Annotated in this window: 33 protein-coding genes; all 33 read left to right on the top strand. The window is 68.2% G+C overall.

The window, feature by feature from the left end; translation table 11 throughout:
- Nucleotides 1-393 precede the first annotated feature (393 nt).
- The 33 genes from L7D48_RS02500 (at nt 394) to rpsK (ending at nt 18,684) form a co-directional block, all read left to right on the top strand.
- Nucleotides 394-1,305 carry a PASTA domain-containing protein gene (locus tag L7D48_RS02500; protein ID WP_237876915.1) on the top strand — a complete coding sequence of 304 codons (912 nt, stop codon included), beginning with the start codon at nt 394-396 and terminating at the stop codon, nt 1,303-1,305.
- Nucleotides 1,306-1,631: 326 nt separating this feature from the next.
- Nucleotides 1,632-2,519: a helix-turn-helix transcriptional regulator gene (locus tag L7D48_RS02495; RefSeq protein ID WP_237876913.1), complete on the top strand. Its 888-nt coding sequence runs from the start codon at nt 1,632-1,634 to the stop codon at nt 2,517-2,519.
- Entirely contained in the window at nt 2,516-2,722 is a 207-nt protein-coding gene (locus tag L7D48_RS02490) for a DUF397 domain-containing protein (RefSeq protein ID WP_237876911.1), read from the top strand. Before L7D48_RS02495 ends, L7D48_RS02490 begins: the two co-directional genes overlap by 4 nt.
- Before the next feature lie 121 nt (nt 2,723-2,843).
- Nucleotides 2,844-2,993, top strand: coding sequence for a hypothetical protein (locus L7D48_RS02485; protein WP_237876909.1), 150 nt, complete (start codon nt 2,844-2,846; stop codon nt 2,991-2,993).
- Complete coding sequence (locus L7D48_RS29350) at nt 2,990-3,616, top strand: PH domain-containing protein (RefSeq protein ID WP_237876907.1); 627 nt, start codon at nt 2,990-2,992, stop codon at nt 3,614-3,616. The genes L7D48_RS02485 and L7D48_RS29350 overlap by 4 nt, the downstream gene beginning before the upstream one ends.
- Nucleotides 3,617-4,094: 478 nt before the next feature.
- A complete protein-coding gene (rpsJ, locus tag L7D48_RS02475) occupies nt 4,095-4,403 on the top strand; it encodes a 30S ribosomal protein S10 (protein WP_004571821.1) in 309 nt (102 codons plus the stop codon).
- Nucleotides 4,404-4,417: 14 nt separating this feature from the next.
- Complete coding sequence (rplC, locus tag L7D48_RS02470; RefSeq protein WP_101255273.1) at nt 4,418-5,065, top strand: 50S ribosomal protein L3; 648 nt, start codon at nt 4,418-4,420, stop codon at nt 5,063-5,065.
- A gap of 8 nt (nt 5,066-5,073) precedes the next feature.
- Nucleotides 5,074-5,724 (top strand): 50S ribosomal protein L4, encoded by a 651-nt coding sequence (gene rplD, locus L7D48_RS02465; RefSeq protein ID WP_237876905.1) that lies wholly within the window; start codon nt 5,074-5,076, stop codon nt 5,722-5,724.
- Nucleotides 5,724-6,047 (top strand): 50S ribosomal protein L23, encoded by a 324-nt coding sequence (rplW, locus tag L7D48_RS02460; RefSeq protein WP_237876904.1) that lies wholly within the window; start codon nt 5,724-5,726, stop codon nt 6,045-6,047. Before rplD ends, rplW begins: the two co-directional genes overlap by 1 nt.
- A 39-nt stretch (nt 6,048-6,086) precedes the next feature.
- Complete coding sequence (gene rplB, locus L7D48_RS02455; RefSeq protein ID WP_237876902.1) at nt 6,087-6,923, top strand: 50S ribosomal protein L2; 837 nt, start codon at nt 6,087-6,089, stop codon at nt 6,921-6,923.
- A gap of 14 nt (nt 6,924-6,937) precedes the next feature.
- Complete coding sequence (gene rpsS, locus L7D48_RS02450) at nt 6,938-7,219, top strand: 30S ribosomal protein S19 (RefSeq protein ID WP_101255276.1); 282 nt, start codon at nt 6,938-6,940, stop codon at nt 7,217-7,219.
- Between the two features lie 46 nt (nt 7,220-7,265).
- Nucleotides 7,266-7,613, top strand: coding sequence for a 50S ribosomal protein L22 (rplV, locus tag L7D48_RS02445; RefSeq protein WP_006130776.1), 348 nt, complete (start codon nt 7,266-7,268; stop codon nt 7,611-7,613).
- Nucleotides 7,613-8,443, top strand: coding sequence for a 30S ribosomal protein S3 (gene rpsC, locus L7D48_RS02440; protein WP_206348896.1), 831 nt, complete (start codon nt 7,613-7,615; stop codon nt 8,441-8,443). The genes rplV and rpsC overlap by 1 nt, the downstream gene beginning before the upstream one ends.
- Before the next feature lie 5 nt (nt 8,444-8,448).
- Nucleotides 8,449-8,868, top strand: a complete 420-nt coding sequence (gene rplP / locus L7D48_RS02435) for a 50S ribosomal protein L16 (protein ID WP_031510592.1) — start codon at nt 8,449-8,451, stop codon at nt 8,866-8,868.
- Nucleotides 8,868-9,092, top strand: coding sequence for a 50S ribosomal protein L29 (rpmC, locus tag L7D48_RS02430; protein WP_031510591.1), 225 nt, complete (start codon nt 8,868-8,870; stop codon nt 9,090-9,092). Before rplP ends, rpmC begins: the two co-directional genes overlap by 1 nt.
- Nucleotides 9,092-9,379, top strand: coding sequence for a 30S ribosomal protein S17 (rpsQ, locus tag L7D48_RS02425; protein WP_093660607.1), 288 nt, complete (start codon nt 9,092-9,094; stop codon nt 9,377-9,379). Before rpmC ends, rpsQ begins: the two co-directional genes overlap by 1 nt.
- Nucleotides 9,380-9,479: 100 nt before the next feature.
- The gene (gene rplN, locus L7D48_RS02420; protein WP_206348895.1) at nt 9,480-9,848 is read left to right on the top strand and encodes a 50S ribosomal protein L14; all 369 of its coding nucleotides are present in this window, start codon (nt 9,480-9,482) and stop codon (nt 9,846-9,848) included.
- Nucleotides 9,849-9,851: 3 nt separating this feature from the next.
- Nucleotides 9,852-10,175, top strand: coding sequence for a 50S ribosomal protein L24 (gene rplX, locus L7D48_RS02415; RefSeq protein ID WP_101255278.1), 324 nt, complete (start codon nt 9,852-9,854; stop codon nt 10,173-10,175).
- Nucleotides 10,175-10,738 carry a 50S ribosomal protein L5 gene (gene rplE / locus L7D48_RS02410; RefSeq protein ID WP_237876900.1) on the top strand — a complete coding sequence of 188 codons (564 nt, stop codon included), beginning with the start codon at nt 10,175-10,177 and terminating at the stop codon, nt 10,736-10,738. The genes rplX and rplE overlap by 1 nt, the downstream gene beginning before the upstream one ends.
- 3 nt (nt 10,739-10,741) lie before the next feature.
- Nucleotides 10,742-10,927 carry a type Z 30S ribosomal protein S14 gene (locus tag L7D48_RS02405; RefSeq protein ID WP_004571834.1) on the top strand — a complete coding sequence of 62 codons (186 nt, stop codon included), beginning with the start codon at nt 10,742-10,744 and terminating at the stop codon, nt 10,925-10,927.
- Between the two features lie 218 nt (nt 10,928-11,145).
- The gene (rpsH, locus tag L7D48_RS02400) at nt 11,146-11,544 is read left to right on the top strand and encodes a 30S ribosomal protein S8 (protein ID WP_093660615.1); all 399 of its coding nucleotides are present in this window, start codon (nt 11,146-11,148) and stop codon (nt 11,542-11,544) included.
- A 24-nt stretch (nt 11,545-11,568) separates the two neighbouring features.
- Nucleotides 11,569-12,108, top strand: a complete 540-nt coding sequence (gene rplF, locus L7D48_RS02395) for a 50S ribosomal protein L6 (protein WP_237876898.1) — start codon at nt 11,569-11,571, stop codon at nt 12,106-12,108.
- 3 nt (nt 12,109-12,111) lie between these two features.
- The gene (gene rplR / locus L7D48_RS02390; protein WP_093851449.1) at nt 12,112-12,495 is read left to right on the top strand and encodes a 50S ribosomal protein L18; all 384 of its coding nucleotides are present in this window, start codon (nt 12,112-12,114) and stop codon (nt 12,493-12,495) included.
- 43 nt (nt 12,496-12,538) lie between these two features.
- Nucleotides 12,539-13,144 carry a 30S ribosomal protein S5 gene (gene rpsE, locus L7D48_RS02385; protein WP_093660621.1) on the top strand — a complete coding sequence of 202 codons (606 nt, stop codon included), beginning with the start codon at nt 12,539-12,541 and terminating at the stop codon, nt 13,142-13,144.
- Nucleotides 13,144-13,326 carry a 50S ribosomal protein L30 gene (gene rpmD / locus L7D48_RS02380; RefSeq protein ID WP_093660623.1) on the top strand — a complete coding sequence of 61 codons (183 nt, stop codon included), beginning with the start codon at nt 13,144-13,146 and terminating at the stop codon, nt 13,324-13,326. The genes rpsE and rpmD overlap by 1 nt, the downstream gene beginning before the upstream one ends.
- Nucleotide 13,327: 1 nt before the next feature.
- A complete protein-coding gene (rplO, locus tag L7D48_RS02375; RefSeq protein ID WP_093851448.1) occupies nt 13,328-13,783 on the top strand; it encodes a 50S ribosomal protein L15 in 456 nt (151 codons plus the stop codon).
- Between the two features lie 198 nt (nt 13,784-13,981).
- On the top strand, nt 13,982-15,298 hold the full coding sequence (gene secY, locus L7D48_RS02370; protein ID WP_237876896.1) for a preprotein translocase subunit SecY: 1,317 nt from the start codon (nt 13,982-13,984) through the stop codon (nt 15,296-15,298).
- Nucleotides 15,298-15,966, top strand: coding sequence for an adenylate kinase (locus L7D48_RS02365; RefSeq protein ID WP_237876894.1), 669 nt, complete (start codon nt 15,298-15,300; stop codon nt 15,964-15,966). The genes secY and L7D48_RS02365 overlap by 1 nt, the downstream gene beginning before the upstream one ends.
- Before the next feature lie 137 nt (nt 15,967-16,103).
- Entirely contained in the window at nt 16,104-16,940 is an 837-nt protein-coding gene (map, locus tag L7D48_RS02360) for a type I methionyl aminopeptidase (protein WP_237876892.1), read from the top strand.
- A 294-nt stretch (nt 16,941-17,234) separates the two neighbouring features.
- Nucleotides 17,235-17,456, top strand: coding sequence for a translation initiation factor IF-1 (infA, locus tag L7D48_RS02355; RefSeq protein ID WP_003948620.1), 222 nt, complete (start codon nt 17,235-17,237; stop codon nt 17,454-17,456).
- Between the two features lie 60 nt (nt 17,457-17,516).
- Nucleotides 17,517-17,630 carry a 50S ribosomal protein L36 gene (gene rpmJ / locus L7D48_RS02350; protein WP_003956441.1) on the top strand — a complete coding sequence of 38 codons (114 nt, stop codon included), beginning with the start codon at nt 17,517-17,519 and terminating at the stop codon, nt 17,628-17,630.
- Nucleotides 17,631-17,833: 203 nt separating this feature from the next.
- Nucleotides 17,834-18,214: a 30S ribosomal protein S13 gene (rpsM, locus tag L7D48_RS02345; RefSeq protein WP_237876889.1), complete on the top strand. Its 381-nt coding sequence runs from the start codon at nt 17,834-17,836 to the stop codon at nt 18,212-18,214.
- A gap of 65 nt (nt 18,215-18,279) precedes the next feature.
- On the top strand, nt 18,280-18,684 hold the full coding sequence (gene rpsK, locus L7D48_RS02340; protein ID WP_004571845.1) for a 30S ribosomal protein S11: 405 nt from the start codon (nt 18,280-18,282) through the stop codon (nt 18,682-18,684).
- The last annotated feature ends 15 nt before the right edge of the window (nt 18,685-18,699 follow it).

The following is an 18,699-nucleotide window of genomic DNA, read 5'->3' as shown; positions in this document are numbered from 1 at the left end:
GGCCGGGGCGGGGCTCTTGGTGCGGGTGGTCTCTGGAGTCACGTCACCCAGCGTGTCCGCCCGTATCCGCCCCGGCCATACCTGACACCTGCTCAGGGGGATCCTGTTCGGCTCTTGTGCGGGCTTGTGCGGTCGGTGCGTGAGGGGTGAGCCGTCCCGCCCCGCTGTGCGCGGTATTCGACCCAGGCGCCCGTCACGGGCGGAGAACCGGTTTTGTTTATCGCCCGCCCCGGCGGCCCCGCGCGGCTAGCATTCGCCGCACGAACGGCACTGCCAGGGGGCGGGATGACGTTGTTTCACGCTGCGCGGAACATATCGCGCGGACAGCAAGCGCATGATCGGCGGATGATCCGGAATCTTCCGGGGCGGGGAATGCGGGCGGGGGGCCGTGCCGTGATCCGCGGGAGGTTCATCGCCTTCGGAGTCTTCGGCGCTTTTCTGCTCGGGGCCTGCTCGGACGCCGACGCCGGGGCGGAACCGAAGGAGACCGTCACCGTGACGGCGACCGCGACCGCCACCGTGACGGCGGAGCCGGAGAGGATCTCCTCCCAGAAGGGCGAGGCACTCGAAGCGGCCAGGGAGGCCGCAGAGGACGCCGGTTACGAGGTCACCGTCCACAACGCCAACAAGGGCGACGCCGAGCCTTCCGGGAAATGGAAGGTGTGTTTCGAGGAGATCGGCTACGGCACCGTCGACTACGGGGCCGTCCGGGAGGGCGCTCTCTGCCCGAAGAAGGACGGCGGCCCGCTCGCCTGGCCCCGGATTCCCGACGTCACCGGCAAGGTCTACGCCGAGGCCGTCAAGGCGCTGGCCAAGGTGGGTGTCGACGAGGACGACATCGAGGTCGAGTCGGCGTACAAGGATGTCTCCATCTCCGCCGCCGACGTGGAGGAGGACCCGGAAGGCTACAAGGTCTGCTTCCAGGCGCCCTCGGCGGGCAAGGACGCCAAACCCGGCACCGAGGCGAAGCTGACCCTGGTCGAGGGAGGCTCCTGCCCGTCGGGCAAGGGCACCTACAAGGACCGGAAGAACGATCCCGACTACACCCCGCCGCCTCCTCCGAGCAGCAGCGGCTCCGGCGGTTCCGGTTCCACGGGCGGGTCCGGCTCCACGGGCTCCTCGGGTGGTTCCGGCGGTGCCGCCCAGTGGAACGGCCAGTGCGAGCTGACCTCCCCGGCGGGCAACTGCTACCAGGCCGGCCAGTTCTGCGCCAACAAGCACCTCGGTATGCAGACGCACAACTCCGCCGGCCGGATCATCTACTGCAAGCAGCGAGCCGACGGGCAGCGCTGGAACTACTCGTAAGGGCGCGACCCGGTAGGGGCGCCGACCGGCGAGGCCCCCGTCCGAATCGCTGGTGGAAGCGACCACCGGCGCGACGGGCGGGGGCCTCGTCGTCCTGTCGTCCCTGGTGGAGCGACTGTATGAAGTGGAATTTCCTGTTCGAGGGATTTCCCGCCGAATGAGTGCGTTAGTGGACCCTCCATGCCTAATGTGACTCTTGGTGACGGTACTCGAACGGGGAGTGGCTGTGCGAGTGCGGGCCGGGACTGTGCGGCTTGTACGGCGTGACGGCTTCGATTCGGGCGCTGTTGGACACGGGCACGGCGAACACGGAGGGGCTGGTGCACATGGCTGTGGACAACGAGGGCGCGGCACGCGGGAGCCACACGACGGACAGCGCGGACGGCACACCCTGGGAACCGGACTGGGATGACGAGTACGCACCGGTGGTGAAGGCCGCCGGCCGCCAGATCAAGCTGTGGCGGGAGTCGGCCGGGCTGACGCAGCAGGAACTGGGCGACGCCATCGGCTACAGCCTGGGCATGGTCTCGGCGGTCGAGCGCGCCAGGCGTCTGCCGCACCCGGACTTTCTGGGCAAGGCGGACGAGATCGTGGGCGCGGGCGGCAAGCTCGCCGCGATGAAGAAGGACGTGGAGGAGGCCCGGTATCCGAAGAAGGTGCGGGATCTGGCCAAGCTGGAGGCCGATGCCGTCGAGCTGGGCTCCTACAACGATCACAACATTCCTGGCTTGTTGCAGACGGAGGAGTACGCCCGCGCACTGTTCGACATGCGGCGGCCCGCCTACTCCGAGGACGACCTCGATCGGTACATGACCGCCCGCCTGGCCCGGCAGGAGATCCTCACGCGGAAGCATCCCCCGACCCTGACCTTTGTCCAGGAAGAGGTGACTCTCCGGCGTCCGATCGGGGGCAGAATGGTGCTGCGCCGCCAGCTCGAACACCTGCTGGAGATCGGCCGGTTGCGGCACGTCGAGGTCCAGGTGATGCCGACAGACCGTGAGGATCACGCGGGGATGGCGGGGCAGCTCCATGTGCTGAAGCTCAGGGACGGAACGGCGATCGGCTACACCGAGGCACAGCTCAGCACCCGCCTGATTTCCGATCCCAAGGAGGTGCAGGTCCTTGAGCTGCGGTACGGGATCATCCGGGCCCAGGCTCTCAGCCCACGGGAGTCGCTGGCCTTCATCGAGAAACTGCTGGGAGAGATGACATGACGCTCAAGCCCTCTGCCGGGGACGGTTCCGAGTTGGAGTGGATCAAGAGCAGCTACAGCGGCGCCAACAACAACGACTGCGTCGAGGTCGCCGCCACCCCTGGCACCGTCCACGTCCGCGACTCCAAGGACATACGGGGCCCGCGGCTCGCCTTCGCGCCGGGTGCGTGGGCCGACTTCCTGTCGCGCACGGCAGGTCGCTGACATAAGCGGTCCGCGTCCCGCGTTCCGCGTCCGCACCCCGTGCCCGGCCCCGACCGCATGGTGCTTCCGCCGGGAGTGGACGGCGGAGCTGCGCCGGCCGCCCGGTGAACCCGACACCGTCGTGCCCTGGACCGGCGGGCGGCCGGTGCGGCCGGACAGCCCGCTGTTCGGCTTCTCGGCCCCGGACGAGGAGAGGGGGCTTCGGGAGTACGTGGAGGAGCTGGTGCCTGCGGGCGTCGAGCTGTCGCAGTCGAAGGAGGCCGTCAGGTGAGGGGGGTGCGACAGGAGTCCCGGGAGGCCCGGCGGGTGCGGCGGCTGGAGCGGGAGCGCAGGCTGGCCGAGCTGCTGCCGCGCACACCGCCCGCGACCGGACCGCTGGTCCTGCGGGCGGGGTGGGGCGGCCGTGCCGCGGGGGCCGCGTTCGCGGCGGGCATGCTGCTGTGGGGCGCGGAGCCGGGGCCCGGACAGTCGCCGGGGGGCTGGATCGTCCTGGCGTGGGCCGCGCTGGTATGGGCGTGGCTGTGCTGCCGGATGGCGCTGTGGCGGATCACCGCGGACGCCGACGGGGTGCTGGTGCGCCGCTGGCTCCGGCCGCGCCGGCTGCCCTGGGACCGGATACGCACGGTGGAGCACCGCCGCGACGGCGCGCTGGAGTTCGTGGCGGCGGACGGTGAGAGGGTGATCGCCGGGGCGTTCGCACCGCCGGTGCTCCGGCGGCTGCCGCGGCTGCCCGCCACCGGGCAGCGGGCGGCCGACCGTCTCGCGCTGATGGCCCGGCACCCGGCGCTGCGCCCGCCGCGCGCGGCCACGGGCCGGGAGGCCGGGCTGCCGCTGCTGGTGTGGAGCGCGGTGCCGCTGGGGCTGCTGGTGGCGGACTGGTTCCCGGTGGGCTGAGGGCGGCCCGGGCCGGTCGGCCGCGTCCCGGCCCGCGTACCCCGGTGCACGGTCGGCGTCGCCGATGCACCGGAGAGCCGCCGGGCGGCATGGTTCGGCGGCGTTCCGGCGGGGTACCGTCATGGGTCCGATTGGCATCGGCGATGCCCCGTGTGGCAGACTGTCCGGGTTGCTCGGTTGAGTGCCGATGCTGCGCGCCTCCCGCCGGGAGGACCGGAAGCGAGTCCCAATGTATTCGTCGCCCCTCGTCAGGGGCGGAAGTACGGGAATCTTCCGGGAAGCGTGGGCGGGGTACCGACCAGGCGCCCGGTGGGTTTCCTCCCCCGGTTCCGCGGTCTCGCGCACCGCATCCCCAGGCAGGGAAATTCAAGGATTTCCATGGTGGCGGGAATGCGACACGCCCGACCGCGTGGGTCGGAGGAGAGCGTGGTCCCGCCGGGTCCCAGAGCGTGACGAGAGACAGGACTACGAAGTAGCCATGGCGGGACAGAAGATCCGCATCCGGCTCAAGGCCTACGACCACGAGGTCATCGACACCTCGGCGAAGAAGATCGTCGAGACGGTGACCCGTACTGGTGCGTCGGTCGCGGGCCCGGTGCCGCTGCCCACAGAGAAGAACGTGTACTGCGTCATCAAGTCGCCGCACAAGTACAAGGACTCGCGCGAGCACTTCGAGATGCGTACCCACAAGCGCCTGATCGACATCCTCGACCCGACGCCCAAGACCGTTGACTCGCTGATGCGCCTGGACCTGCCGGCCGGCGTCGACATCGAGATCAAGCTCTGAGAGGCCCGGTAGAGATGACCACCAAGCAGATCAAGGGTGTCCTGGGCGAGAAGCTCGGCATGACCCAGGTCTGGGACGAGAACAACCGTGTCGTCCCGGTCACCGTCGTCAAGGCCGGCCCCTGCATCGTCACCCAGGTGCGCACCGCAGACAAGGACGGCTACGAGGCCGTCCAGATCGCCTTCGGCGAGATCGACCCGCGCAAGGTGAACAAGCCCCTCAAGGGCCACTTCGCCAAGGCCGACGTCACCCCGCGCCGCCACCTGGTGGAGCTGCGTACCGCCGACGCCGGCGAGTACACGCTCGGCCAGGAAGTCACCGCCGAGGTGTTCGAGTCGGGCGTGAAGGTCGACGTCACCGGCAAGAGCAAGGGCAAGGGCACCGCCGGTGTCATGAAGCGCCACGGCTTCGGCGGCCTCGGCGCCGGCCACGGCACGCAGCGCAAGCACCGCTCTCCCGGCTCCATCGGTGGCTGCGCCACCCCGGGCCGCGTGTTCAAGGGCCTGCGCATGGCCGGCCGCATGGGCAACGAGCGGGTCACCACCCAGAACCTGACCGTCCACGCCGTTGACGCGGAGAAGGGCCTGCTGCTCATCAAGGGCGCGGTTCCTGGTCCGAACGGCGGCCTCGTCCTGGTCCGTACCGCGGCCAAGGGGGCCTGAGGTAACCGATGAGCACCATTGACATCCTTTCGCCGGCAGGCGACAAGGCCGGGACCGTCGAGCTCCCCGCGGAGATCTTCGACGCGCAGGTCAGCGTTCCGCTGATCCACCAGGTCGTCGTCGCACAGCTGGCCGCTGCCCGTCAGGGCACGCACAAGACCAAGACCCGCGGCGAGGTCCGAGGCGGCGGCAAGAAGCCGTACCGCCAGAAGGGCACCGGCCGCGCCCGCCAGGGTTCGACCCGCGCCCCGCAGTTCGCGGGCGGTGGCGTCGTGCACGGCCCCGTGCCGCGCGACTACTCGCAGCGGACCCCGAAGAAGATGAAGGCCGCCGCCCTGCGCGGTGCCCTCTCCGACCGGGCGCGCCACGGCCGCGTCCACGTCGTGACCGGCGTGGTCGAGGGCGAGATCTCCACCAAGGCCGCCAAGACCCTGTTCGGCAAGATCAGCGAGCGCAAGAACGTGCTCCTGGTCGCCGACCGGAGTGACGAGGCCGCGTGGCTGTCCGCCCGCAACCTGCCCCAGGTCCACATCCTGGAGCCGGGCCAGCTGAACACCTACGACGTGCTCGTCTCCGACGACGTGGTCTTCACCAAGGCCGCCCTCGACAGCTTCGTGGCCGGCCGCAAGGCCGCCCAGCACGAAGGGAGCGAGGCCTGATGGCCGAGACCACCGTCACCAGCAAGACCTTCTCCGACCCCCGCGACATCCTCGTGAAGCCGGTGGTCTCCGAGAAGAGCTACGCGCTGCTGGACGAGAACAAGTACACGTTCGTCGTCGACCCGCGTGCCAACAAGACCCAGATCAAGCAGGCCGTCGAGGCGGTCTTCTCGGTCAAGGTCACCGGGGTCAACACGATCAACCGCCAGGGCAAGCGCAAGCGCACCCGCACCGGTTACGGCAAGCGCGCCGACACCAAGCGCGCCATCGTGACCCTCGCCGAGGGCGACCGTATCGACATCTTCGGCGGTCCGGTCTCCTAACGGAGGTCGTACCGTCCGATATCGGACGAGGACTGAGAAATGGGTATCCGCAAGTACAAGCCGACGACCCCGGGCCGTCGTGGCTCCAGCGTCGCCGACTTCGTCGAGATCACGCGGTCCACGCCGGAGAAGTCGCTGGTCCGCCCCCTGCACAGCAAGGGCGGCCGTAACAACACCGGTCGTGTGACCGTCCGCCACCAGGGCGGCGGCCACAAGCGCGCCTACCGCGTGATCGACTTCCGTCGTCACGACAAGGACGGCGTGCCGGCCAAGGTCGCGCACATCGAGTACGACCCCAACCGCACCGCGCGCATCGCGCTGCTGCACTACGTCGACGGCGAGAAGCGCTACATCCTCGCGCCGGCCGGCCTGAAGCAGGGCGACCGCGTCGAGAACGGCCCCGGCGCCGACATCAAGCCGGGCAACAACCTCGCGCTGCGCAACATCCCGGTCGGTACGACCATCCACGCCATCGAGCTGCGGCCCGGCGGCGGCGCGAAGTTCGCCCGCTCCGCGGGTGCCTCCGTGCAGCTGCTGGCGAAGGAGGGCCGCATGGCCCACCTGCGCATGCCGTCCGGTGAGATCCGCCTGGTCGACGTCCGCTGCCGCGCCACCGTCGGCGAGGTCGGCAACGCCGAGCAGTCGAACATCAACTGGGGCAAGGCCGGCCGCATGCGCTGGAAGGGCGTCCGCCCGACCGTCCGCGGTGTGGTCATGAACCCGGTCGACCACCCGCACGGTGGTGGTGAGGGCAAGACCTCCGGTGGTCGTCACCCGGTCTCGCCGTGGGGCAAGAAGGAAGGACGTACTCGCTCGCCGAAGAAGGCCAGCAACAAGTACATCGTCCGCCGCCGCAAGACGAACAAGAAGCGCTAGGAGGCGGGTTTTCGATGCCGCGCAGTCTCAAGAAGGGGCCTTTCGTCGACGACCACCTGATGAAGAAGGTGGACGTACAGAACGACGCAGGCACCAAGAACGTCATCAAGACCTGGTCCCGCCGCTCGATGATCGTCCCGGCCATGCTGGGCCACACGATCGCGGTGCACGACGGCCGCAAGCACGTCCCGGTGTTCGTCACCGAGTCGATGGTCGGCCACAAGCTCGGCGAGTTCGCGCCGACCCGCACCTTCCGCGGCCACGAGAAGGACGACCGCAAGTCGCGTCGTCGCTGATCTGCGGAAGTAGCGAAGACCTATGACTGACACCGAAGGGACAACCATGGAAGCCAGGGCCCAGGCGCGGTACATCCGCGTCACGCCCATGAAGGCCCGCCGCGTGGTGGACCTCATCCGTGGCATGGACGCCACGGAGGCTCAGGCGGTCCTGCGTTTCGCCCCGCAGGCCGCGAGCGTGCCCGTCGGCAAGGTGCTCGACAGCGCCATCGCCAACGCCGCGCACAACTACGACCACACGGACGTCGACAGCCTCTTCATCTCCGAGGCCTACGTCGACGAGGGCCCGACCCTGAAGCGGTTCCGGCCGCGCGCCCAGGGCCGCGCCTACCGGATCCGTAAGCGGACCAGCCACATCACGGTGGTCGTCAGCAGCAAGGAAGGAACCCGGTAATGGGGCAGAAGGTCAACCCGCACGGGTTCCGGCTCGGCATCACCACGGACTTCAAGTCCCGCTGGTACGCCGACAAGCTGTACAAGGACTACATCAAGGAAGACGTCGAGATCCGCCGCCTGCTCACGCAGGGCATGGAGCGGGCCGGTATCTCCAAGGTGGAGATCGAGCGCACCCGTGACCGTGTCCGCGTCGACGTTCACACCGCCCGTCCGGGCATCGTGATCGGCCGCCGCGGCGCCGAGGCGGAGCGCATCCGCGGTCGGCTGGAGAAGCTGACCGGCAAGCAGATCCAGTTCAACATCCTCGAGGTGAAGAACCCGGAGACGGACGCTCAGCTGGTGGCCCAGGCCGTCGCCGAGCAGCTGTCCTCCCGCGTCTCCTTCCGCCGTGCGATGCGCAAGTCGATGCAGAGCACGATGAAGGCCGGCGCCAAGGGCATCAAGATCCAGTGCGGTGGCCGTCTCGGCGGCGCCGAGATGTCCCGCTCGGAGTTCTACCGCGAGGGCCGGGTTCCCCTGCACACCCTGCGCGCCAACGTCGACTACGGCTTCTTCGAGGCCAAGACGACCTTCGGCCGGATCGGTGTGAAGGTCTGGATCTACAAGGGCGACGTCAAGAACATCGCCGAGGTCCGTGCCGAGAACGCCGCCGCCCGCGCCGGCAACCGCCCGTCGCGTGGTGGCAGCGACCGCCCGCGCCGCGGTGGCGAGCGCGGCGGCCGCGGCCGCAAGCCGCAGCAGGAGCGGACCGAGGCGCCCAAGGCCGCCGAGGGCACCGCTGCCGCTCCGGCCGCCGAGAGCACCGGCTCTGCCGGGAAGGAGGCCTGACCGTCATGCTGATCCCCCGCAGGGTCAAGCACCGCAAGCAGCACCACCCGAAGCGCAAGGGCATGGCCAAGGGCGGCACCGAGGTTGCTTTCGGCGAGTACGGCATCCAGGCCGTGACCGGCGCCTACGTGACGAACCGGCAGATCGAGGCAGCTCGTATCTCCATGACCCGTCACATCAAGCGTGGCGGCAAGGTGTGGATCAACATCTACCCGGACCGTCCGCTGACCAAGAAGCCCGCCGAGACCCGCATGGGTTCCGGTAAGGGTTCGCCGGAGTGGTGGGTCGCGAACGTCAAGCCCGGTCGGGTGATGTTCGAGCTGTCCTACCCGAACGAGAAGATTGCTCGTGAGGCGCTCACCCGCGCTGCTCACAAGCTTCCGATGAAGTGCCGGATCGTGCGGCGCGAGGCAGGTGAGTCGTGATGGCGGCCGGTACCAAGGCGAGCGAGCTGCGCGAGCTCAGCGACGAGGAGCTCGTCGTGAAGCTGCGCGAGGCCAAGGAGGAGCTGTTCAAGCTCCGTTTCCAGGCGGCGACCGGACAGCTGGAGAACAACGGCCGGCTGAAGGCCGTCCGCAAGGACATCGCCCGGATCTACACCCTGATGCGTGAGCGCGAGCTCGGCATCGAGACGGTGGAGAGCGCCTGATGAGCGAGACGAATGTGACTGAGACTGCAGAGCAGAACCGCGGCTTCCGCAAGACCCGTGAGGGTCTGGTCGTCAGCGACAAGATGGACAAGACCGTTGTCGTCGCCGTCGAGGACCGCGTCAAGCACGCCCTGTACGGCAAGGTCATCCGCCGTACGAACAAGCTCAAGGCGCACGACGAGCAGAACGCCGCGGGTGTCGGCGACCGCGTCCTCCTGATGGAGACCCGGCCGCTGTCCGCGACGAAGCGCTGGCGCGTCGTCGAGATCCTCGAGAAGGCCAAGTAATTCCCGAGATCCCTTCTCGGGACGAGTTCCGCCAGGCTCGGCGAGGTGCGCGCGGTGAGCGCGCACCCGCCGGGAACCGGCAGACGATCAGGAGATAGACGTGATCCAGCAGGAGTCGCGGCTGCGTGTCGCCGACAACACGGGCGCGAAGGAGATCCTTTGCATCCGTGTTCTCGGTGGCTCCGGCCGCCGCTACGCGGGTATCGGGGATGTCATCGTCGCCACCGTCAAGGACGCGATCCCCGGTGGCAACGTGAAGAAGGGCGAGGTCGTCAAGGCCGTCGTCGTGCGCACCGTCAAGGAGCGCCGCCGCCCCGACGGCTCGTACATCCGCTTCGACGAGAACGCCGCCGTCATCCTCAAGAACGACGGCGACCCCCGCGGCACCCGTATCTTCGGCCCCGTCGGCCGTGAGCTGCGCGAGAAGAAGTTCATGAAGATCATCTCGCTCGCGCCGGAGGTGCTGTAACCGATGAAGATCAAGAAGGGCGACCTGGTCCAGGTCATCACCGGCAAGGACAGGGGCAAGCAGGGCAAGGTCATCGAGGCCTACCCCCGCGAGGACCGTGTCCTGGTCGAGGGTGTCAACCGGGTCAAGAAGCACACCAAGGCCGGCCAGACCGCTCGCGGTTCGAAGACCGGCGGCATCGTGACGACCGAGGCCCCGATCCACGTGAGCAATGTTCAGCTCGTCGTGGAGAAGGACGGCAAGAAGGTCGTCACCCGCGTCGGTTACCGCTTCGACGAGGACGGCAACAAGATCCGCGTTGCCAAGCGGACCGGTGAGGACATCTGATGACTACCGCCACGAACGTGCAGCCGCGTCTGAAGACGCGCTACCGCGAGGAGATCACGGGCAAGCTGCGTGACGAGTTCAAGTACGAGAACGTCATGCAGATCCCCGGTCTCACCAAGATCGTGGTCAACATGGGTGTGGGCGAGGCCGCCCGCGACTCCAAGCTGATCGAGGGCGCCATCCGCGACCTCGCCACGATCACCGGCCAGAAGCCGGCCGTGACCAAGGCCCGGAAGTCCATCGCGCAGTTCAAGCTGCGCGAGGGTCAGCCGATCGGTGCCCACGTCACCCTGCGGGGCGACCGGATGTGGGAGTTCCTGGACCGCCTGCTGTCGCTCGCGCTGCCGCGCATCCGCGACTTCCGCGGTCTGTCGCCGAAGCAGTTCGACGGCAGGGGCAACTACACCTTCGGTCTCACGGAGCAGGTCATGTTCCACGAGATCGACCAGGACAAGATCGACCGGGTCCGAGGCATGGACATCACCGTGGTCACCACGGCGAACACCGACGAGGAGGGTCGCGCCCTGCTGCGTCACCTCGGATTCCCCTTCAAGGAGGCGTGAGCCGTGGCGAAGAAGGCTCTGATTGCCAAGGCCGCCCGCAAGCCGAAGTTCGCGGTGCGCGCGTACACGCGGTGCCAGCGCTGCGGCCGACCCCACTCCGTCTACCGCAAGTTCGGCCTGTGCCGTGTGTGCCTTCGTGAGATGGCCCACCGCGGCGAGCTGCCGGGCGTCACCAAGAGCTCCTGGTAAGTCCGCGCGAGCGGACTTCGAGGAACTCTCGGTAAGAGCATCCTGGCCGGCGAACGCCCTCCCCGCGTGCCCTAGGCTTGTGGGTTGGGCGCTCGCCGCCCATGACCGTCTTACTACGCCGTAGGTCCCCGCACCGCACCCGTCCCGTCGCGTCCCGCGTACGGGGAGAGGGACGGAGCAGACAGGAAACCCCGGCGAGAGAGGCCGAAGGCCATCACATGACCATGACCGATCCGATCGCAGACATGCTGACGCGTCTGCGAAACGCGAACTCGGCTTACCACGACACCGTCGTGATGCCGCACAGCAAGATCAAGTCGCACATCGCGGAGATCCTCCAGCAGGAGGGTTACATCACCGGCTGGAAGGTCGAGGACGCCCCGGTGGGCAAGAACCTCGTCCTGGAGCTCAAGTTCGGTCCGAACCGCGAGCGTTCGATCGCCGGCATCAAGCGGATCAGCAAGCCGGGTCTGCGGGTCTACGCAAAGTCCACCAACCTGCCGAAGGTGCTCGGCGGCCTGGGCGTGGCGATCATCTCCACCTCCCACGGGCTCCTCACCGACAAGCAGGCTCAGAAGAAGGGCGTGGGTGGGGAAGTCCTCGCCTACGTCTGGTAACGGAAGGGAACGGAGGTAAAGCTCATGTCGCGTATCGGCAAGCTCCCCATCCAGGTTCCCGCCGGTGTGGACGTCACCATCGATGGCCGGACGGTCAACGTGAAGGGGCCCAAGGGCAGCCTTTCGCACACCGTCGCCGCGCCCATCGAGGTCGCCAAGGGTGAGGACGGCTCCATCAAGGTCTCCCGCCCGAACGACGAGAGCCGGAACAAGGCCCTGCACGGTCTGTCCCGCACGCTGGTGGCGAACATGATCACTGGCGTGACCCAGGGTCACAGCAAGCAGCTCGAGATCAGCGGTGTCGGTTACCGCGTCCAGGCGAAGGGCTCCGACCTGGAGTTCTCCCTGGGTTACAGCCACCCGATCACGGTGAAGGCTCCCGAGGGCATCTCCTTCAAGGTGGAGTCCCCGACCAAGCTGAGCGTCGAGGGCATCGACAAGCAGAAGGTCGGCGAGATCGCCGCGAACATCCGCAAGCTGCGCAAGCCCGACCCGTACAAGGCCAAGGGCGTGAAGTACGCGGGCGAGGTCATCCGCCGCAAGGTCGGAAAGGCTGGTAAGTAAGCCATGGCATACGGTGTGAAGATCGCGAAGGGCAGCGCGCGCAAGGCCGCCGCTGTCAAGCGGCGCCACATCCGCGTCCGCAAGAAGGTGTCGGGCACCCCCGAGCGTCCGCGCCTGGTGGTGACGCGCTCCAACCGCCACATGGTGGCCCAGGTCATCGACGACATCGCGGGCCACACGCTGGCCTCGGCGTCGACGCTGGACAGCTCGATCCGCGGCGGTGAGGGCGACAAGACCGCCCTGGCCAAGCAGGTCGGGTCCCTGGTCGCCGAGCGCGCCAAGGCCGCGGGCATCGAGGCCGTCGTGTTCGACCGCGGCGGCAACAAGTACGCCGGGCGGATCGCCGCCCTGGCCGACGCCGCCCGCGAGGCCGGGCTCAGGTTCTGAGCCGGTCCCCACGCAAGCGGACGCATAGAGAGAGGTAATTCCAATGGCTGGACCCCAGCGCCGCGGTGGCGGCGCCGGTGGCGGCGAGCGGCGGGACCGACGGGACCGGCGGGACGGTGGCGCGGCCGCCGAGAAGACCGCGTACGTCGAGCGGGTCGTCGCGATCAACCGCGTCGCCAAGGTTGTGAAGGGTGGTCGTCGCTTCAGCTTCACCGCGCTGGTCGTGGTGGGCGACGGTGACGGCACCGTGGGTGTCGGTTACGGCAAGGCCAAGGAGGTGCCGGCCGCCATCGCCAAGGGCGTTGAGGAGGCCAAGAAGCACTTCTTCAAGGTCCCCCGGATCCAGGGCACCATCCCCCACCCGATCCAGGGTGAGGAGGCCGCGGGCGTCGTGCTGCTCAAGCCGGCCTCGCCCGGTACCGGTGTGATCGCCGGTGGCCCGGTGCGCGCCGTGCTGGAGTGCGCGGGCATCCACGACGTGCTGAGCAAGTCCCTCGGCTCGTCGAACCCGATCAACATCGTGCACGCCACGGTGGCCGCTCTGCGGGGCCTGCAGCGCCCCGAGGAGATCGCCGCCCGCCGCGGCCTGCCGCTGGAGGACGTTGCTCCCGCCGCTCTGCTGCGGGCGCGGGCTGGGGTGAGCGCCTGATGGCACGCCTGAAGGTCACCCAGACCAAGTCCTACATCGGCAGCAAGCAGAACCACCGCGACACCCTGCGTTCCCTCGGCCTCAGGCGAGTGAACGACTCGGTCGTCAAGGAGGACCGTCCCGAGATCCGCGGCATGGTGCAGACCGTCCGCCACCTCGTGACGGTCGAGGAGGTCGACTGACATGGCGGAGCAGAAGCCGCTGAAGGTCCACAACCTCCGGCCCGCCCCGGGCGCCAAGACCGCCAAGACCCGCGTCGGTCGTGGTGAGGCGTCCAAGGGCAAGACCGCCGGTCGTGGCACCAAGGGCACCAAGGCCCGCTACCAGGTTCCGGAGCGCTTCGAGGGCGGGCAGATGCCGCTGCACATGCGGCTGCCCAAGCTCAAGGGCTTCAAGAACCCCTTCCGCACCGAGTACCAGGTCGTGAACCTGGACAAGCTGGCGGACCTGTACCCCGAGGGTGGCGAGGTCACCGTCGAGGGCCTGGTCGCCAAGGGCGCGGTTCGCAAGAACCAGCTCGTGAAGGTGCTGGGCAACGGGGAGATCTCCGTGGCACTGCAGGTGACCGTGGACAAGGTCTCCGGCTCCGCCAAGGAGAAGATCACCGCTGCCGGAGGCACCGTCACCGAGCTCGTCTGAGCACGGTGAAGTGACCAACCGGGGGCGCCCAGGAACGGGCGTCCCCGGTTGGTCGTTCCAAGGGGGGCACGGTCGCCGGTAAGGTGTCGTGCGTTATTGACCTCCACAGGACCTCTCCTGTGGAATCTGAACCGTTTTATCCGTTGATCCTCACGACCGTAACCTCTCGCGTGTGACGCGGGGGGCGCAGGAGGCACCGTGCTCACCGCGTTCGCCCGGGCGTTCAAGACGCCCGACCTGCGCAAGAAGCTGCTGTTCACCCTCGGCATCATGGTGCTCTTCCGCCTCGGTGCACACATCCCCGTCCCGGGTGTCAGCTTCGAGAACGTCAACCAGTGCGTGAAAGAGGCCGAGGGCGCCGGCGCCGGCCTCTTCGGCCTGGTCAACATGTTCAGTGGTGGCGCGCTGCTGCAGCTGACCGTCTTCGCGCTCGGGATCATGCCGTACATCACGGCGAGCATCATCCTGCAGCTGCTGGTGGTGGTGATCCCGAGGCTGGAGGCCCTCAAGAAGGAGGGGCAGTCCGGCCAGGCGAAGATCACGCAGTACACCCGTTACCTGACGGTGGCGCTCGGCGTCCTCCAGGCCACCGGCCTGGTGGCGACGGCCCGCAGCGGCAGCCTCTTCGCGCAGTGCAGTGTCCGTGACCAGATCATCCCGGACGACTCCATCTTCACCACGATCACCATGGTGATCGTCATGACCGCCGGCACCGCGCTGATCATGTGGATGGGTGAGCTGATCACCGACCGCGGCATCGGCAACGGCATGTCGATCCTGATGTTCGTCTCGATCGCCGCCGGCTTCCCGGGCCTGCTGTGGGCCATCAAGGTGCAGGGCCACCTGGCGGACGGCTGGATCGAGTTCGGTGTGGTGATCCTCGCGGGTCTGGCGATGGTCGCCCTGGTGGTCTTCGTCGAACAGGCGCAGCGCCGCATCCCCGTGCAGTACGCCAAGCGGATGATCGGACGCCGCTCCTACGGCGGCACCTCCACCTACATCCCGCTGAAGGTGAACCAGGCGGGTGTGATCCCCGTCATCTTCGCGTCCTCCCTGCTCTACATCCCGGCGCTGATCGTTCAGTTCAGCGGGTCGCAGGCGGGCTGGGCCGACTGGATCAACCGGCACCTCGTCACGGGTGACCACCCGTACTACATCATCACGTACTTCGTGCTGATCGTGTTCTTCGCCTTCTTCTACGTCGCCATCTCCTTCAACCCCGAAGAAGTTGCCGACAACATGAAGAAGTATGGTGGTTTCATCCCGGGCATCCGGGCCGGACGTCCCACCGCGGAGTATCTGAGCTACGTGCTGAACCGCATCACGTGGCCGGGTTCGCTGTACCTGGGTCTGATCGCTCTGGTGCCCACCGTCGCGCTGGTGTTGTTCAACGCGAATCAGAACTTCCCGTTCGGCGGGACCAGCATCCTGATCATCGTGGGTGTCGGTCTGGAGACCGTGAAGCAGATCGAGAGCCAGCTTCAGCAGCGCCATTACGAAGGGTTCCTCCGCTGATGCGAATCGTCCTCGTCGGACCGCCTGGCGCGGGCAAGGGCACGCAGGCCGCGTACCTGGCCGAGAACCTGTCCATCCCGCACATCTCCACAGGCGACCTCTTCCGCGCCAACATCAGCCAGGGCACCCAGCTCGGGCAGAAGGCGCAGGAGTACATGCGGGCCGGCAAGCTCGTACCCGACGAGGTCACCATCGGAATGGCCCGGGACCGGATGGAGCAGCCCGACGCCGCCGACGGCTTCCTGCTCGACGGCTTCCCGCGGAACATCGGCCAGGCCGAGGCACTGGACGGCATCCTGCGCGAGTCCGGCACCCGGCTGAACGCCGTGCTGGACCTGGAGGTCCCCGAGGACGAGGTCGTCAAGCGGATCGCGGGACGGCGGATGTGCCGCAACGACAGCGGCCACATCTTCCACGTCGTGTACACCCCGCCCAGGACCGAGGGCGTCTGCGACGTCTGCGGCGGCGAGCTCTACCAGCGCGAGGACGACCGCGAGGACACCGTCCGCAAGCGCCTGGAGGTCTACCACACCGAGACCGAGCCGATCATCGACTACTACAAGGCCCAGGGCCTGGTGGTGACGATCTCGGCGCTCGGCAAGGTGTCCGAGGTCACCCGGCGCGCGATGGAGGCGCTCGGCCAGGCGGCCGGGCAGTCCGGGGCCTGACCCCGGCGAGGAACGGCGAGAAGGCCGCGGTGCCCGGGGCGGGCACCGCGGCCGTATCGTGTAGTGAACGGGCCCGGTGGCAGCGCTCCGGGCCGGATGTGCCACAGACAACCGCGAGCTGGAAGGCGTCAGCCGTCATGGTGGAGATCAAGACCCCCGAGCAGATCGCGAAGATGCGCGCGGCCGGGCTGGTCGTCGCCGCGATGCACGCGGCCTGCCGCAAGGCCGCGGTGCCGGGCGCGACCACCAAGGACCTGGACGAGGTCGCGGCCAAGGTGCTCGCCGACCACGGGGCCAAGCCGAACTTCCTCGGCTACGGCGGCTTCCCCGGCAACATCTGCACCTCGGTGAACGACGTCGTCGTCCACGGCATCCCCGACCGGGAGACGGTGCTGGAGTCCGGCGACATCATCTCCATCGACGCGGGCGCGATCGTCGACGGCTGGCACGGTGACGCGGCGATCACCGTCTTCGTCGGCGAGGGCCACGCCCCCGAGGTGCACGAGCTGAGCCGGGTCACCGAGGAGTCGATGTGGGCCGGCATCGCGGCGATGCGCAAGGGCAACCGGCTGGTGGACATCTCCAAGGCGATCGAGGGCTACATCCGCCGCCAGCCCCGCCCGGCCTCGGGGCGCTACGGGATCATCGAGGACTACGGCGGCCACGGCATCGGCAGCCAGATGCACATGGACCCGCACCTGCTGAACTACGTCGAGCGCCGGCGCGGCAAGGGCCCGAAGCTGGTGCCGGGCATGTGTCTGGCGATCGAGCCGATGGTCAGCCTGGGCACGGCCAGGACGCACGTCCTGGAGGACGAGTGGACGGTCAAGACGAACGACGGCAGCTGGTCCTGCCACTGGGAGCACTCCGTCGCGCTGACCGAGCAGGGCCCGCTGGTGCTGACGGCGCCGGACGGCGGCCGGGCGAAGCTGGCGGAGTACGGCGTCACCACCGCCCCCGACCCGCTGGACTGACCGGGCCTCCCGGCCCGGTCCCCCGGCGTCCGGCCGCCGTCCGGTCCCGCCGGGCCGGACGGAGCGCGCGGCACCTGCAGCACCACCGCCTCTCCTGCGGTGAGCCGGGTTGCGGGACGGCCGCGAGCCGGGCGAAGTCCCTCCGGTCCGCATAAAGATCTCCCACGATGGGCATACATCCCCGATTCGTCTTTCCCGGAGCCGTGCCGTAGACTGGCTCGTCGGTCCATGTGTGCCTGCGCGCACCCACGGGCTGACCCAGGTAGCCGATCCCGGAAGGTGAAGCGCTCAAGCATGGCCAAAAAACAAGGGGCCATCGAGATCGAGGGCACCGTCGTCGAGTCTCTCCCGAACGCGATGTTCAAGGTGGAGCTCCAGAACGGGCACCAGGTCCTCGCGCACATCAGCGGCAAGATGCGGATGCACTACATCCGTATCCTTCCCGACGACCGTGTCGTGGTGGAGCTGTCTCCCTACGACCTGACGCGCGGGCGGATCGTCTACCGCTACAAGTAGATCTCGCCCTCACTCCGCCCGGTGCGGGGTGGTGGCCTGACCCGGAGAACCTCACATCCCATGAAGGTCAAGCCGAGCGTCAAGAAGATCTGCGACAAGTGCAAGGTGATCCGCCGCCACGGCCGGGTCATGGTCATCTGCGACAACCTGCGCCACAAGCAGCGCCAGGGCTGACGCAAGACCTCCACGCCTCGCACCTCTCGCGGTTCTTCGCGCGACGCAAGCGACATGTAGATACGCAGACACCCGACCCCCCGCCGTGACATTCGTCGACGCCGGTGGGGACGACACCCCCGGACGGAGGCCGGGGACCCGGCTCGTACTCGCTACGGGAACGGTGCTGCGGAAGACCTCCAACGAAACCAGGAGCCACGTTCATGGCACGCCTCGAAGGCGTCGACCTCCCGCGCGACAAGCGCGTGGAGGTCGCTCTCACCTATGTCTTCGGCATCGGTCGCACGCTCTCCAAGCAGACGCTTGCGAACACCGGTGTGAACCCGGACACCCGCGTCCGCGACCTGACCGAGGAAGAGCTCGTCAGGATCCGTGAGTACGTCGAGGCCAACATCCGCACCGAGGGTGACCTCCGCCGCGAGATCCAGGCCGACATCCGCCGCAAGGTCGAGATCGGCAGCTACCAGGGTCTGCGCCACCGCCGCGGTCTGCCCGTCCACGGCCAGCGCACCAGCACCAACGCCCGCACCCGCAAGGGCCCGCGTCGCGCGATCGCCGGCAAGAAGAAGCCGGGCAAGAAGTAGTCCTCACCGGACACCGCCAGTGGTCCGGACCGCAGGACCGACCACCTCCATAGGAGTATTTTTCTATGCCTCCGAAGGGCCGTACGGCCGGCGCCAAGAAGGTGCGCCGCAAGGAGAAGAAGAACGTCGCCCACGGGCACGCTCACATCAAGAGCACGTTCAACAACACCATCGTTTCCATCACCGACCCCACCGGCAACGTGATTTCCTGGGCTTCCGCCGGTCACGTGGGCTTCAAGGGTTCGCGCAAGTCGACGCCGTTCGCCGCGCAGATGGCCGCCGAGTCGGCCGCCCGCCGCGCGCAGGAGCACGGCATGCGCAAGGTCGACGTGTTCGTCAAGGGCCCCGGCTCCGGCCGTGAGACCGCGATCCGCTCCCTCCAGGCCACCGGCCTCGAGGTGGGTTCGATCCAGGACGTCACCCCGACCCCGCACAACGGCTGCCGCCCGCCGAAGCGTCGCCGCGTCTGATCCGGCAGAAGTAGG

This window comes from Streptomyces sp. ICN903, from assembly GCF_022015835.1.
Classification (GTDB): domain Bacteria; phylum Actinomycetota; class Actinomycetes; order Streptomycetales; family Streptomycetaceae; genus Streptomyces; species Streptomyces fenghuangensis.
This window is presented reverse-complemented; position numbering and strand designations above follow the sequence as displayed.